Annotated in this window: 13 protein-coding genes; 11 read left to right on the forward strand and 2 right to left on the reverse strand. The window is 60.7% G+C overall.

Translation table 11 applies throughout. The annotated features are described in order from the left end of the window. Positions 1-60 precede the first annotated feature (60 nt). The 10 genes from JL2886_RS06260 to JL2886_RS06305 all read left to right on the forward strand — a co-directional run bounded on the left by JL2886_RS06260 (position 61) and on the right by JL2886_RS06305 (position 8,782). Positions 61-1,137: an ABC transporter ATP-binding protein gene (locus JL2886_RS06260; protein ID WP_065271222.1), complete on the forward strand. Its 1,077-nt coding sequence runs from the start codon at positions 61-63 to the stop codon at positions 1,135-1,137. Positions 1,138-1,146: 9 nt separating this feature from the next. Then, the gene (locus tag JL2886_RS06265) at positions 1,147-2,220 is read left to right on the forward strand and encodes an ABC transporter ATP-binding protein (RefSeq protein WP_065271223.1); all 1,074 of its coding nucleotides are present in this window, start codon (positions 1,147-1,149) and stop codon (positions 2,218-2,220) included. Between the two features lie 6 nt (positions 2,221-2,226). Further along, positions 2,227-3,090 carry a carbohydrate ABC transporter permease gene (locus JL2886_RS06270; RefSeq protein WP_065271224.1) on the forward strand — a complete coding sequence of 288 codons (864 nt, stop codon included), beginning with the start codon at positions 2,227-2,229 and terminating at the stop codon, positions 3,088-3,090. A gap of 12 nt (positions 3,091-3,102) precedes the next feature. Then, positions 3,103-3,900, forward strand: coding sequence for a carbohydrate ABC transporter permease (locus JL2886_RS06275; RefSeq protein WP_065271225.1), 798 nt, complete (start codon positions 3,103-3,105; stop codon positions 3,898-3,900). A gap of 1 nt (position 3,901) precedes the next feature. Beyond that, the gene (locus JL2886_RS06280) at positions 3,902-4,180 is read left to right on the forward strand and encodes a DUF2160 domain-containing protein (protein WP_065271226.1); all 279 of its coding nucleotides are present in this window, start codon (positions 3,902-3,904) and stop codon (positions 4,178-4,180) included. A 289-nt stretch (positions 4,181-4,469) separates the two neighbouring features. After that, a complete protein-coding gene (locus JL2886_RS06285) occupies positions 4,470-4,865 on the forward strand; it encodes a BlaI/MecI/CopY family transcriptional regulator (RefSeq protein ID WP_065273566.1) in 396 nt (131 codons plus the stop codon). Then, a complete protein-coding gene (locus JL2886_RS06290) occupies positions 4,855-6,018 on the forward strand; it encodes a M56 family metallopeptidase (RefSeq protein ID WP_065271227.1) in 1,164 nt (387 codons plus the stop codon). Before JL2886_RS06285 ends, JL2886_RS06290 begins: the two co-directional genes overlap by 11 nt. Before the next feature lie 156 nt (positions 6,019-6,174). Continuing rightward, positions 6,175-6,837 (forward strand): GntR family transcriptional regulator, encoded by a 663-nt coding sequence (locus tag JL2886_RS06295; RefSeq protein ID WP_065271228.1) that lies wholly within the window; start codon positions 6,175-6,177, stop codon positions 6,835-6,837. Between the two features lie 270 nt (positions 6,838-7,107). After that, entirely contained in the window at positions 7,108-8,130 is a 1,023-nt protein-coding gene (locus JL2886_RS06300; protein WP_165832676.1) for a 2-dehydropantoate 2-reductase, read from the forward strand. 1 nt (position 8,131) lies between these two features. Continuing rightward, positions 8,132-8,782: a TetR/AcrR family transcriptional regulator gene (locus JL2886_RS06305; RefSeq protein WP_065271230.1), complete on the forward strand. Its 651-nt coding sequence runs from the start codon at positions 8,132-8,134 to the stop codon at positions 8,780-8,782. A gap of 9 nt (positions 8,783-8,791) precedes the next feature. On the opposite strand, the gene JL2886_RS06310 is transcribed toward JL2886_RS06305, so the two are convergent. Further along, the gene (locus JL2886_RS06310) at positions 8,792-10,459 is read right to left on the reverse strand and encodes an FAD-binding dehydrogenase (protein WP_065271231.1); all 1,668 of its coding nucleotides are present in this window, start codon (positions 10,457-10,459) and stop codon (positions 8,792-8,794) included. A gap of 281 nt (positions 10,460-10,740) precedes the next feature. Between JL2886_RS06310 and JL2886_RS06315 the strand changes: the two genes are divergently transcribed. Beyond that, positions 10,741-11,178, forward strand: coding sequence for a nuclear transport factor 2 family protein (locus tag JL2886_RS06315; RefSeq protein WP_065271232.1), 438 nt, complete (start codon positions 10,741-10,743; stop codon positions 11,176-11,178). A gap of 27 nt (positions 11,179-11,205) precedes the next feature. On the opposite strand, the gene JL2886_RS06320 is transcribed toward JL2886_RS06315, so the two are convergent. Further along, positions 11,206-13,641, reverse strand: a complete 2,436-nt coding sequence (locus tag JL2886_RS06320; RefSeq protein WP_065271233.1) for a Lon protease family protein — start codon at positions 13,639-13,641, stop codon at positions 11,206-11,208. Positions 13,642-13,696: the final 55 nt, after the last annotated feature.

The raw sequence follows: 13,696 nt of genomic DNA on the forward strand, positions 1-13,696 counted from the left end.
TCGCCGACGCCCGCAGCGGCGCAGCGCAAGCGGGCCCATTCTCCGGAAAGACCAACCAAGATGGCTCTTGAACTTAAAAACGTGGTCAAGCGCGTCGGCGCGATTGAGCACATAAAAGACACGTCTCTGATACTGGAGAGCGGTCACTTCAACGTCCTTCTGGGCGCCACCGGGTCGGGCAAGACCTCATTGATCAAACTGATGGCCGGGTTGGACCCGATTTCCAGCGGCAGCGTGTGGATGGAAGGCCGGGACGTGACCCGCCTCAACACCCAGAAACGCAACATCAGCCTGGTGCACCAATTCTTTATCAACTACCCGCACATGACGGTTTTTGAAAACATCGCCTCCCCCTTGAAGGTCGCAGGCATGGCAAAATCCGAAATCGAAGGCCGGGTAGAAGACGCCGCGGATATCCTGCAGCTGCGCCCGATGCTGCACCGGCGCCCGCATGAACTCTCTGGCGGTCAGCAGCAACGCTGCGCCCTTGCCCGCGCGATTGCCAAGGAAAGCCAGGCGGTGTTCCTGGACGAACCGCTGGCGAACCTCGATTACAAACTGCGCGAAGAACTGCGCGACCAGCTACCAGAGCTTTTCGCCGGACGTGGTGCCGTTGTGGTCTATGCCACCTCGGAACCCGAAGAGGCGTTGCTGCTGGGCGGTAAGACCGCGCTGATGCGCGATGGCCGCGTTACCCAGTTCGGTCCCACCGCAGAGATCTACCGCGACCCGCAAAACGTGGCCGCGGCCCGGGTGTTCTCGGATCCGCCGATCAACACCGCCGAAATCACCAAACAGGGTAACATGGCCCGGCTGACCCCGGATGTGACCTGGGTTCTGGAGGGCGCTGCCGCAGATCTGGCGGATGGCACCTATACCGTCGCGATCCGCCCCTATCACGTGCTGCCCGTCGCCACCACGCAGGCCACGGTCCGCATCGCCGGACGCGTGCAGGTGACCGAGCTTTCGGGCTCCGAAAGCAGCGCCCATTTCGATCTGGGCCTTGGCAGCACTCAGGGCAGCTGGGTCTCCCTTTCGGCCGGGGTTCACCCCTACCAGGTCGGTGAAATGCATGATTTCTATATGGATCCATCCGCGTGCTATTTCTTTGCACCCGATGGCTCCCGCGTGGCGTGAGGCAAGACGATGGCAAAAATTACCCTTTCAAAACTACGCCACAGCTACCTTCCGGCGCCGACCTCCGCGTCCGACTACGCCCTGAAGGAGATCGATCTCGACTGGTCCGACGGCGGCGCCTATGCGCTGCTTGGTCCCTCGGGTTGTGGTAAATCCACCCTGCTGAACATCATATCAGGGCTTCTGGTGCCTTCCGAAGGTCAGATCCTGTTTGATGGGCAGGACGTCACCAAACTGCCCCCCGACCAGCGCAATATCGCGCAGGTTTTCCAGTTCCCGGTGATCTACGACACGATGACCGTTTACGACAACCTCGCCTTCCCGCTGCGCAATCGTGGCCGCGACGAGGCGACGGTGGAAAAACGCGTCATGGCGATTGCCGAGATGCTGGAAGTCACCGAGATGCTAGATCAGAAGGCCGCTGGTCTCTCCCCGGACAACAAACAGAAAATCTCCATGGGCCGTGGCTTGGTGCGCGAGGATGTGAACGTGGTCATGTTCGACGAACCGCTCACCGTGATCGACCCGCATCTGAAGTGGAAGCTGCGCTCGAAGCTGAAAGAGCTGCACCAGCGGGTCAAGGCAACGATGATCTACGTCACCCACGACCAGACCGAGGCACTGACCTTTGCCGATCAGGTGGTGGTGATGCAGCTTGGCGAAGTGGTGCAGATCGGCACGCCGGTTGAGCTGTTCGAACGCCCCGCGCATACGTTTGTCGGCCATTTCATCGGCTCGCCGGGCATGAACATCCTGCCCTGCACGTTTGAGGGTGAGGCAAAGATCGACGGCCAGCCAGTCGCCCTCGAAGGCCCCGTGCGCGGCACCCCTAATGGCAAGACCGAGATCGGCATCCGCCCGGAGTTCGTCTCGCTCTCAGACAGCGGCCTGCCCGCCACCGTCACCAAGGTGTCCGACATCGGCCGCCACACGGTGGTCGAATGCAACTGCCTTGGCCACAAGGTGAACGCCGTGATCGAGGAAGGCGCCGCCCCGCACAAAGGCGATGAAACCCACCTCGCCTTCCGCCAAGACCAGACCCGCCTTTACGTGGACGGCTGGCTCGCCACAGACCCGGAGTAACAGCAAATGAAAACCGAAAACCAAAAAGCATGGTTCTTTGTGCTGCCGGTCCTGTTGCTGGTGGCCTTCAACGCGCTCATCCCGATGATGACCGTCGTCAACTACTCGGTGCAGGAGACTTTCGGCGACAACGTCTTTTTCTGGCAAGGGCTCGACTGGTTCGAACAGATCCTGCGCTCCGACCGGTTCCACGCCGCCCTTGGACGACAGTTCCTCTTTACCTTCCTGATCCTGATCATCGAGGTGCCTTTGGGCATCGCGATTGCGCTGTCGATGCCACGCAAAGGGTTCTGGGTGCCGGTCTGCCTCGTGCTGATGGCGCTGCCGATGCTGATCCCCTGGAACGTGGTGGGCGCGATGTGGAACATCTTCACCCTCCCCGATATCGGCCTTCTGGGTTATTTCCTGAACCACACGCTTGGCATCAACTACGACATGACGCAGGATCCGGTCGCGGCCTGGGTGACCATCGTCACCATGGACGTCTGGCACTGGACCTCGCTGGTGGTGCTTCTGTCCTATGCGGGTCTCGTCTCGATCCCCGACGCATATTATCAGGCAGCCAAGATCGACGGCGCCTCTAACTGGGCGGTGTTCCGGTTCATCCAGCTGCCCAAGATGAAAACCGTCCTGACCATCGCGATCCTGCTCAGGTTCATGGACAGCTTCAACATCTACACCGAGCCTTTCGTTCTGACCGGCGGTGGCCCCGGCAACTCCACCACGCTCCTGTCGATCGATCTGGTGAAAATCGCGCTGGGTCAGTTCGACCTCGGCCCTGCCGCCGCGATGTCGCTCATCTACTTTGCAATCACGCTTCTGGTCAGCTGGCTGTTCTACACGCTGATGACCAAAGACGATCAGAATTAAGGGAGGGATCAGATGCAGAAACGTTCCATCGTCCCCATCGTCTATATCCTGTTCCTCATGCTGCCGATCTACTGGCTGGTGGCGATGAGCTTCAAGACAACCAATGAAATCCTCGCGGGCTTCTCGCTCTTTCCACAGACCTTCACGCTGGAGAACTACAAGGTCATCTTCACCGATCCGACCTGGTACTGGGGTTATATCAACTCGATCCTCTACGTGACAATCAACACGGTGATTTCGGTCGCGGTGGCCCTTCCGGCCGCCTATGCCTTCAGCCGCTACCGCTTTCTCGGAGACAAGCAGCTGTTCTTCTGGCTGCTCACCAACCGGATGGCCCCTGCAGCGGTCTTCGCTCTGCCCTTCTTCCAGCTCTATTCGGCTGTGGGGCTGTTCGACACCCATCTGGCGGTGGCGCTGGCGCACTGCCTGTTCAACATCCCGCTCGCGGTCTGGATTCTCGAAGGTTTCATGGGCGGCATTCCCAAGGAACTCGACGAGACCGCCTATGTGGATGGCTATTCCTTCCCGCGGTTCTTTGCCGTGATCTTCATCCCCTCGATCAAGGCCGGGGTCGGCGTTGCTGCCTTCTTCTGCTTCATGTTCTCGTGGGTGGAGCTGCTGTTGGCCAAAACCCTGACAGCCGTGGCGGCCAAACCCATCGCCGCCACCATGACCAAAACCGCCTCCAGCGCCGGCTATGAGCTGGGCCTTCTGGCGGCTGCGGGCACATTGACAATCATTCCGGGCGCCATCGTGATTTGGTTCGTCCGCAACTACATCGCAAAGGGTTTTGCGATGGGGAGGGTTTGACATGCTATCATGGATGGCCTGGACCTGGCCGACGGCGCTGGTCTTTATCGGTATCTTTTCTGCAATCGGCGTTCTCATCGCGCTTGAGATCCGCCACCCCGGCGGCGACCTGCGCAAGGGGGTCCTGGGGCTCGAAACCACTCGCGGCGACCGGCTGTTCATCAGCCTCCTCGGGACCGCCTATATCTTTCTGGCCTGGCTCGGTCTGATCGGCATGCCCCTGTGGATCCCGCTCGGCCTGTCTATCGCCTGGGGCGTCTTCTGCTTCTGGAAGGTGTGACGGTGGGCCCACCCGGCGGGTCAAGGAGGCCGAAGGCCCCGCCAAAGGCGGCTTATCCTTGACGCGCACGCCTTCAATACCCTTGAAAACGGCCTTGAGAGGCAGATCTGCCCCTCAAGGCCTTCTCAGCAAATCGGGCATTTTCTGCTGGTGTACAGAGGTCTCTGCACCGCGAGGTCGGGCAACCAGAAATCTGCGTACCTGGCCTCTGCTAAAAAAATAGTTTTCAACCCCTCCCCCTTTCCCCTAGCATAAGCGGAAGACCAAAATGGATCAGGCAACTGCGCGCATGCGAAAGAAACAGGACAAATCGCTCCTCACCGAAGTGGAACTGGAGTTCATGACCATGGTCTGGGAAACCGGCGGCGGCACCGTGCGCGATATTCTGGCCGAGCTGAACAAGGTGCAGGAACGCGCCTATACCTCGGTCGCAACGGTCCTGAAAATCATGGAGCAGAAGGGTTTTCTTACCAGTGAACGGGCCGACCGGTCGCTGGTCTACCGCCCCGCTGTTCCCAAGGCAGAGTACCAGAAAACATCTCTGAAAAACCTTTCGAGCAAACTCTTCAACGGAGCCCCGGCCGCCCTTGTTGCCCGGCTTGTCGATGATGAGGACGTGACCGACGAAATGCTCGAAGAGATGAGAGCGCTTCTGGAGGAAAGGCTGGGGGACAATGCAACCTGATGCTCTACTGAATGCCTATCTTGATCTGAACCTGCTGCTGTTTGCGGGCGCGGCGCTCTGGCTGGTCGCGCGAAAACTGCTGTCCCGCAGCGCTTTCGGCTCAACCTACCGTCCGCAATTGCAGCTGTTGAACACGGTGACGCTGCTGCTCGCGCTGTCTCCGCTGCTGGTATTGGCCCTGACCAGCCTGGTCTTTGCCCATCCGCCCAATCTGTCGGACCTTCTGGTTGCGCAATATCTGCAGGGTCATGTCGGGATGAGCGCAACCCGGTTCGAGGATCTTCTGGGCCTGCGCGAGAATCTGGTTCGCACCCTGACCAGCGATCGACCTCTCTGGGCACAGGCGACGCTGGCCGCTTTGGCCGTTGGCGCGGCCTTCTGCACGGCGCAATTGGCGGTGTCGGTCCTGCGCCTGCGGAGCAGCCTGCGGCAGGCCTTTGCCTGGAAGCGCATCGGCAGCGTGCGGCTGCTGTTGTCGGATCAGGCCCGCGTCGCCTATTCCACCCGCAGTCTTTTTACGCGCTACGTCGTTCTGCCGACCGCCCTGCTGGAGGATCCGCAGGATCTGCGCCTGACCGTCGCACATGAATTGCAGCACTTCCGGCAGCGCGACATCGAATGCGAATTTCTCCTCGATGCGCTGCGACCGCTGCTGTTCTGGAATCCCGCCTTTTACCTGTGGCGCCGCGAAGTGCGGCTGCTGCGTGAATTTGCCTGCGATCAGGCGATGATGGCACGGCCTCATTTCGATCTGCGCGCCTATTGCGAATGCCTGATCCGCGCCTGCGCCCATGCGGCCAAGGACCCGGTACTGTTTGCCCGCCGCAGCCCTGCGGTGGCCCTGGTGGATCGCCGCGAAACAGCTCGTGGCGCATCAGCGCTGGAGCGCCGCCTGCTCGCCGTGACCGCCGGCCAGAGCGCAAAAGCCAGCCCGCTGGGCTGGGCCGTCATCTCGGGCCTGATGGTTGCTGCGGTGATGACAACAGCGCTGTTGCTGCAACGCCCTGCCGACTGGAGCCATGATCGGATCATGCTCTCGACCATCGTGAACCTTGAACGGATGGCTAGCCGCGCGGCCACCACTCCGCAGACCGCCTCCGCCGCCCTGACAGGCAGCTTCACGACCGCTGGTTTTGGCACGGACCGCCCGTAAAAGGCAGGCACGTCCCTCCACCGCCTTTCCTCCCTGCTTGCCTCTGCAAGCGATTTCCGCGCGCGACCTGTCCTGGGTCTGCAGCGGATAATTGCGGCCAAACCTTTGCAGAACCCGCAAAAGATCCTATCAAGGCTTCAGGAGGAGCCAAACCGAATGAAGCTGAACCCCGTCGATATCTCGAAAACCGCCTCGGCCTCGTCGATCGTTTTCGAAGCCCTGCGCAAGGCCATCATCGAAGGTGACCTGAAAGAGGGCGAACCGCTGCGGCAGGATGAAATCGCCGGGCTGTTCAACACCAGCCGGATCCCCGTCCGCGAGGCAATCTCGCGGCTTGAGGAACAGGGACTGGTCAAGACCCAGCGGTACAAGGGCGCGGTTGTGTCTGGCCTTTCCCCGGAAGAGGCACAGGAGATTTTTGATCTGCGGGCGCTGATCGAACCCGAAGTGATCCGCCGCGCGGTCCCGCAGATGACGCCAGAGGTCCTGGAGCAGGCCCGCCAGTGTCTGGAAGCGTTTTCCGCATCGGACGATCCCCTGACCTGGGGCCAGCTGAACCGGGATTTCCATTCGCAGCTCTACGCTGCTAGCGGCCTGCAATATCATCTCGATGTGATCGACAATGCCATGGACCGGGTCGACAGATATTTGCGCGCGCAGCTGGTGCTATCCAACGGCATGCAGCGCGCCCATGAAGAGCATCTTGCCATTCTTGAGGCCTGCAGTACCGGCGATGCTGCCCTCGCTGCGGAACTGACCCGGGCGCATATCGCAGATGCCTGCACTTCGCTGGTGGAAAACATCGCCAACCTGCGCTGACGCCCAGCACACCAATGAACTGTCCAAAGTTTACCGGCAGTCATGGCCTCCGCAGTGCCCTTAAATTGCTCTGAACCTCGGCAAATAGGGCGTTTGCGCAGCATCACATCAGCCTATGAACCAATATTTTAACGCAAAACGGGAAAATATTTCCGCGGAACGGTGAATGATTGTAGAACTGCCGCACGGCGCGTCAGGGGGCAGAGCGCGCTATCCATTTCTTATTCCACTGTCTGACCTGGCCTCGGTCTGGAGAACGCTCGATTGAACGTGACACCCCGCAGAGTTGTCTTTCTGGGCGCCGGAGCGATCGGGTGTTTCCTCGGCGCGCATTGGGCAGCGGCCGTGCAGGCGGCGGGCGGGCGTATAGGCCTGATCGGACGCGACGCCACTTGGGCACAGATCGGTGCCGGACCGCTGCGACTGACCGGCGGCACGGCGGCGGACACTGACTTGTCGCTTCTGGACCTGCACGACAGCCCCGAGGCCTTGTCAGAGGCCGATCTTATCGTGCTGACGCTCAAATCCATCGGGCTGGAGCGGGCGATCGAAGAGATCCGCGCCTACGCCGCCGAAGGAACGCCAATCCTCTGCCTGCTGAACGGAGTGTCCGCGGTGGAGCAGCTGGGTGCCGCCCTTCCCGCTCATCCGGTCATCGCCGGTATGGTGCCCTTCAATGTAGTCTGGGCATCCGGCAACCACCTGCATCGGTCCAGCGCCGGGCAGCTGAAGTTGGAACGCACCCCAGTCAGCACTGCCCTTGCCGAGATCATCGCGCCCACCGGCGCCCCGGCAGAGCTGCAGGATGCGCTGAAGCCCATTCAATACGGCAAGCTGCTGTTGAACCTGATCAATCCGATCAATGCCCTCAGCGGCCTGCCACTTCATGCCATGCTCTGCCAATCGGGGTACCGCCGGATATACGCGGCCACGCTGCGCGAAGCGCTCCGGGTCTATGACGAAGCAGGGGTTACCTGGCAGACCGTCGGTCCCCTCTCCCCGCGGCTGGTGCAATGGTTGCTGCGTTTGCCCGACGCGCTGTTCAATAGGACATTGCTGCGGCTTCAGAAACTCGATCCGGCGTCGATGACCTCCATGGCCGTCGATCTGGCCGCGGGCAGGCCCACCGAAATCGATGCGATCACCGGCGAAATCCTGCGCTTGGCCGCAGCTGCCGACTGTCCGGCGCCCATCAACAGTGCCCTTTACGACCTGATCAAAGCCCAAGAGGCCGCGCCGACGCCACAGCAAGGCCATTCGGCAGCCGCCCTGGCCCAACTGCTGAGACTGTAAGATGACCCCGTCCGCACAAACACCCATGGTCTTTGGTCCGCTGAAAACACGGAACACGCCGAAACAGGCCCGCGCTGTCCAGCGGATCCACATCATTCTGACCGCTACGGCTGATCTCTTGTCAGATCATCCGGTGCAAACGATCACGACCACACAGATTGCCACTCATGCCGGGATCCCGGTCAGCTCCATTTACCGCTATTTCTCCGATGTGGAGCATGTGTTGCGCGAGCTCTACCTGCAAAGCGCGCAGGAACTGCGGGACAAGGTTCTGGAGACGCTGGAAAACACCGAAACAAGACCGGGCTGGCGCGACAGGTTGCATCACATCATCCTTACCCAGAGAGACTATGTACGGAACAATCCTTACTACCGTCTGCTGCTGATGTATTTCGTCTCGGCCCGTCCAGCAGTCGCTGCCCGAGACCGGGAACGTGAATACACCACCGAACTAATGGAAATGCGCTGGAAACGCGGTCAGGACGGGTTTCATGGGGGCGATCCAAAGGTGGTGGCCCAGACGGTACTGCAGATCGCGGTTGCCATGGAGGATATGATCGCGGCTCAGTCCAACCCAGAAAACGCTGATATCTACGCGCAGGAGTTTCTCACCCTGCTGGATTCCTATCTGGCGAATTACTTAGAGGACTAATCCCGGTCATCAGGCAATGCTGTCCGCCCGTCCCACTTGGCGGCCCGAAAAAATACAGCCGCCCAGAAACGTGCCCTCGAGCGCGTTATAGCCATGATAGCCACCGCCGCCGAACCCGGCGACCTCTCCCGCGGCGAAAAGGCCGGGAATGGTCTTGCCATTGGCATCGACCAGTTGCCCATTCAGATCGGTCTGAAGACCGCCCAGCGTCTTGCGAGTGATGATGCTGAGCCGGACCCCGATCAGCGGACCGTTGTCGGGATCCAGGATCCGGTGCGGCTTTGCCGTGCGCATCAGCCTGTCACCGCGATAATTGCGGGCCGCGTGGATCGCCATCATCTGGGCGTCTTTTGAGAACGGGTTGTCGATCTGCGCGTCCCGGGCAGTGATTTCGTCCCGTATTTTTCCGGCATCCAGCAGGCTGTTCCCTTGCAGTGCATTCATCCTGGCGATCAGATCCTCCAGCCGGTCAGCTACGACAAAATCCTCGCCGTGCTCCTTGAAGGCTTCCACGTTGGGGGTCGCCTTCTTGTTCAAAAGTCGCTGTTTTAGGACCTGTTTCCAGCTTTTGGAGGCAAGGTCCGGGTTCTGCTCTGATCCGGATAATGCAAATTCTTTCTTGATGATTTTCTGCGTGGTGATGAACCAGGAATAATCATAGCCCGTGGCCAGAATGGCCTTCAGCGTGCCAAGACTGTCGAAGCCCGGCATGGCAGGCGGCGCGAAACGCTTGCCGGTCGCATCGAACCACATTGAGGACGGTCCCGGCAGGATCCGGATGCCATGGTTCGGCCAGATCGGATCCCAGTTCTTCACGCCTTCGGTGTAATGCCACATGCGGTCGGCGTTGATCACATGGCCACCGGCCTGCTGGGTGATCGCGACCATACGGCCGTCCACATGGGCGGGAACGCCTGCGATCATGTGTTTTGGCGCGGCCCCCAGCCGGTCCGTCGGCCAGGCCTTGCGCACCAGTTCCAGGTTGCCACCGATCCCGCCCGAGGCCACCACCACGCTGGCTGCGCGCAATTCAAAATCGCCAATGACCTCGCGGTTGGTCTTCTGCCCGCGGGCGCTGGTGTCTTCGGCAAGAACCTCGCCGCTGATGCCCGTGCAGGCGCCGTTCTGCATCAGCAGATGCGAGCAGCGGTGGCGGAATTTAAGGGCAATACGCCCCGCCTTTTCATGCTCCCTGACCCGGCGCTCGAACGGCTCCTGCGTGCAGGGACCCACGCCCCAGGTCAGATGGAACCGCGGCACCGAATTGCCATGCCCCGAAGCAAAGGAGCCGCCCCGCTCGGCCCAGCCGACGATGGGAAACCAGCGCATGCCCATGTCATGCAGCCAGGGCCGCATCTCACCGGCCGCAAAATTGATATAGCTTTCGGCCCATTTGCGCGGCCAGAGGTCTTCGTCACGATCGAAACCGGCGCTGCCCATCCAGTCAGAATAGGCCAATTCGCGACTGTCACGGATCCCCATGCGGCGCTGTTCGGGGCTGTCGATCAGCATCAGCCCGCCCAGCGACCAGAAGGCCTGCCCGCCAAGAAAACCTTCGGGTTCCTGATCGACGATCATGACCGTCTTGCCCCGGTCCGCCAGTTCGGCGGCGGCCACCAGTCCGGCCAGCCCCGCCCCGACGATAATGACATCTGCCTGTTGCTCAGCGTGTTTCATCGTTTCCCCTCCCGACGCGCGGCAGGCTGCGCAACTCCTCAATTGCACCCGGATTCCCCGATCCCTGCCCCGCTGTGCCCCGCATTTGCGATTGAAACCCGAGACCTCGATCAGGCTAGCAGCTCAATCCGCGCCTGCCCAGAATAACCACAGGGCAGCCAACCCGCCCGATTTTGGCCTTTTTGACACAGGTCGCGACCGACGTATTCATGCTCTCGACGGCGGTCGTAAACACGGCATAAAATCCCGCCAAACGGGAACTCTAAACAGGTGAATAACTGGTGGGAAGCAAGGCAGAGTTGGTGCGGTTTTGGTTCGAGGAAATCTGGTACCGGAACAACGACCAAATACAGGACGAGATGTTTTCAACCGGTGCAAAGGCGAGTGGCCCGGTGTCCAATCTGGCAGACAAGGATTTCAGGTCCATCGATATCGTCTCGGCCCTGAAAGCGCGCCTTGAATGCACACCAGAGGTGTCCTTTTCCGTCTTCGAAGAGCTAGGCGACTGGGTAATTACCTGTTTCACGGTAGCTGTCACGAAACACCCCACACGCCCGCCTTTTGATTTTGACGGCCAGATGATGTTCCGGATTAAGGACGACAAGATCGCCGAAATTCACTCGAACCTCAATTATATCAAGATGTTCGAAGGCCTTGGCCAGATGCCGCAGGATACGTTGCTGATTTCCCTAACCGGGGCCGAAATGCAATGGAAATGACGCGTAGCGCGTCCTGACCTTCCGGGATCAGTCCTCTGGATCCGGAGAGTTCGGCGCCTCGTATGATCCACCCATGGCAGCGCGCGTCTGTGCGAAATCCAGCAGTTTGACCTCGATATTGGCATTGACCGACCCGTCTTCAAAGGCCCCGTGCAGATCACGCAGCCCGGCAGGCAGGCCGGTCAGCTGTTCGATGGCCTCATCCACATGGCTGACCGCGTGGATCTGGAACTGCCCGGCGCGCACTGCCTCCACCACCTCGGGTTTCAACATGAGGTTCTCCACATTGCTGCGCGGGATCAGAACCCCCTGACGGCCTGTCAGCCCCTCGGTACGGCAGACCTCGAAAAACCCTTCGATCTTCTCATTCACGCCGCCAATGGGTTGGACATCGCCCATCTGGTTCACCGATCCGGTCACCGCAAAGGACTGTGAGATTGGCACCTCGGCAAGGGCCGACATCAGGGCGCAGAGCTCTGCCAACGACGCGCTGTCGCCTTCGACGCCGCCATAACTTTGCTCGAAAACGAGGCTGGCCCAAAGCGACAGGGGTGCGTCCGGTACATAGCGCGCCGCCAGGTAGCCAGAGAGGATCAGCACCGCCTTGGAATGGATCGGGCCGCCCAGCTTGGCCTCGCGCTCAATATCAACAACACGTCCGGACCCTACGCGAACGCGGGCGGTGATCCGCACCGGCGCGCCAAAGCTTTCTTCGCCCAGCGCCGAAACGGTCAGCCCGTTGATCTGACCGATTTCACTGCCCCGGGTGGAAATCAGGATCTGCTCCCGCGCGATCATCTCGCGCATCCGGTCGCGGATCAGACCACGGCGTTCTTCGGCAGCAGTGATGGCGCCATTCACATGTTTTGCCGAAATGGCCTCAGCGCCCTCCTGGCGGGCGTAGTGATTGCCTTCACGCAGGATATCCCACAAGGTCTCGATCCGAAGGCTCAGCTTTTCCTGATCCGCCGAGGCGCGCGAGGCGGCATCGATCAGCGCCGCCACACCATCAGCGGTCACCGGGCGCAGCGCCTCTTCCTCCACCAGCGCCGCAAGCCGGCGGGCAAACAGCGCAATACTGTCCGCATCGCGCACCATGTCAGGCCCGAAATCAGCGGTCACGCGGAAGAACTTGTCAAAATCCGGATCGTATTCCGCCAGCAGCATGTGCAGCATACGATCCCCAACCAGCACAACCCGCACATCCAGCGGGATCGGTTCGGGTTTCATCGTGGTGGTCGAAATCAGCCCCAGCCGTTCACCCGGGGTGATCACATGGACCGCCTCTGTTTCCAAACAGCGTTTCAGCGCATCCCAAGCCAGGGGTTCCGCCAACACCCGGCGGGCGTCCAGCACCAGAAAGCCCCCGTTTGCCCGATGCAATGCCCCCGGTTTGATCTGGGTAAAATCGGTGACCAGCACACCCTGCATCGCCATGTAGTCGATCTGCCCCGTCAGATTGGCCAGCGTCGGCAGGCTTTCCTCAACCACCGGCGCCCGGTCCGCATCTCCCTCATGGGTCACCACAACATTGACATGATAGCGGTGAAACTGCGGATCCTCGCGCAAGGCAGCCAGCCCGGCGGGAAACGGCGCCTTGGAGCGCCCCAGGTCCAGTGACAAGAACAGATCCGCATGGGCCACCAGATCATCCCGCAGGGCCGTGAAATACGGACCAAGCTCGTCAATCTCGACAAAACCGCGACAGGCCCTGTCGACGGCGGCATCCACTGCGATCCGCGCCATTTCCGCATTGAGCCGGGTCAACGCATCGCGCTGTTCCCGCTCCAGTTCGGGCTGGTCCAGAAGGAAATCCTCCAGCTCGCTCTGAATTTCCGCAACCGCGTCGCGGATCTGTATCCGCTCTTCTTCGGGCAGCTTTTCGATCACCTCCGGTTTGACGATCTCATCGTCGCGTTTTGCGGCCAGGGAAAACCCCATCGGCGTACTCAGGATCGCGACATTCCTGGCTTCGGCCTTCTGACGCAGCGCATCAAAGGCCTCTTCGCGCCGCGCATTGTAATCCTGCTCCAGCGCCATCCGCTTGTTCTGGTAGTCTTCGGACACCAGCAGCGCCGGGATATGATTGGCCAACTCCTCAAGCAGCCGGGCCATCGCGTTGCGCAGCCGCACGCCCTGCCCGCGCGGCAGACAAATGGCGTTGGGCTGATCGGCGTCCTCAAAGTTCTGCACATAGACCCAGTCCTTTGGAATGGGGCGGCTGGCGGCCTCTTCCTCCAACACGCGCAGCACGGCGGATTTACGGCCACTGCCCCGTGGACCCTGCACATAAAGATTGAACCTGCGGTGTTTCATCTGCGCCGACAGGCGGATCGCCTCCATTCCCCGGCCCTGGCCCAGCGGCCCTTCAAGCGGCTCAAGATCGGCGGTGGTTGCAAACTCGAACTCCGTCGGATCGCAGACCCGTCTCAGTTCATCGGGCGACAGTGCCGTATCAGACATGCAAGCTCCTGATTTGGTTCAGCAAGGGTGTGGGAAAGGTGGCATACTTGCGATC

Origin of the sequence: Phaeobacter gallaeciensis (assembly GCF_001678945.1) — a bacterium.
Taxonomy (GTDB): domain Bacteria; phylum Pseudomonadota; class Alphaproteobacteria; order Rhodobacterales; family Rhodobacteraceae; genus Phycobacter; species Phycobacter gallaeciensis_A.

Bases quoted from the DNA above. Each gene is read 5' to 3' on its own strand.
- JL2886_RS06260 (WP_065271222.1), top strand. From the start codon at position 61: ATGGCTCTTGAACTTAAAAACGTGGTCAAGCGCGTCGGCGCGATTGAG.
- JL2886_RS06265 (WP_065271223.1), top strand. From the start codon at position 1,147: ATGGCAAAAATTACCCTTTCAAAACTACGCCACAGCTACCTTCCGGCG.
- JL2886_RS06270 (WP_065271224.1), top strand. From the start codon at position 2,227: ATGAAAACCGAAAACCAAAAAGCATGGTTCTTTGTGCTGCCGGTCCTG.
- JL2886_RS06275 (WP_065271225.1), top strand. From the start codon at position 3,103: ATGCAGAAACGTTCCATCGTCCCCATCGTCTATATCCTGTTCCTCATG.
- JL2886_RS06280 (WP_065271226.1), top strand. From the start codon at position 3,902: ATGCTATCATGGATGGCCTGGACCTGGCCGACGGCGCTGGTCTTTATC.
- JL2886_RS06285 (WP_065273566.1), top strand. From the start codon at position 4,470: ATGCGAAAGAAACAGGACAAATCGCTCCTCACCGAAGTGGAACTGGAG.
- JL2886_RS06290 (WP_065271227.1), top strand. From the start codon at position 4,855: ATGCAACCTGATGCTCTACTGAATGCCTATCTTGATCTGAACCTGCTG.
- JL2886_RS06295 (WP_065271228.1), top strand. From the start codon at position 6,175: ATGAAGCTGAACCCCGTCGATATCTCGAAAACCGCCTCGGCCTCGTCG.
- JL2886_RS06305 (WP_065271230.1), top strand. From the start codon at position 8,132: ATGACCCCGTCCGCACAAACACCCATGGTCTTTGGTCCGCTGAAAACA.
- JL2886_RS06310 (WP_065271231.1), bottom strand. From the start codon at position 10,459: ATGAAACACGCTGAGCAACAGGCAGATGTCATTATCGTCGGGGCGGGG.
- JL2886_RS06320 (WP_065271233.1), bottom strand. From the start codon at position 13,641: ATGTCTGATACGGCACTGTCGCCCGATGAACTGAGACGGGTCTGCGAT.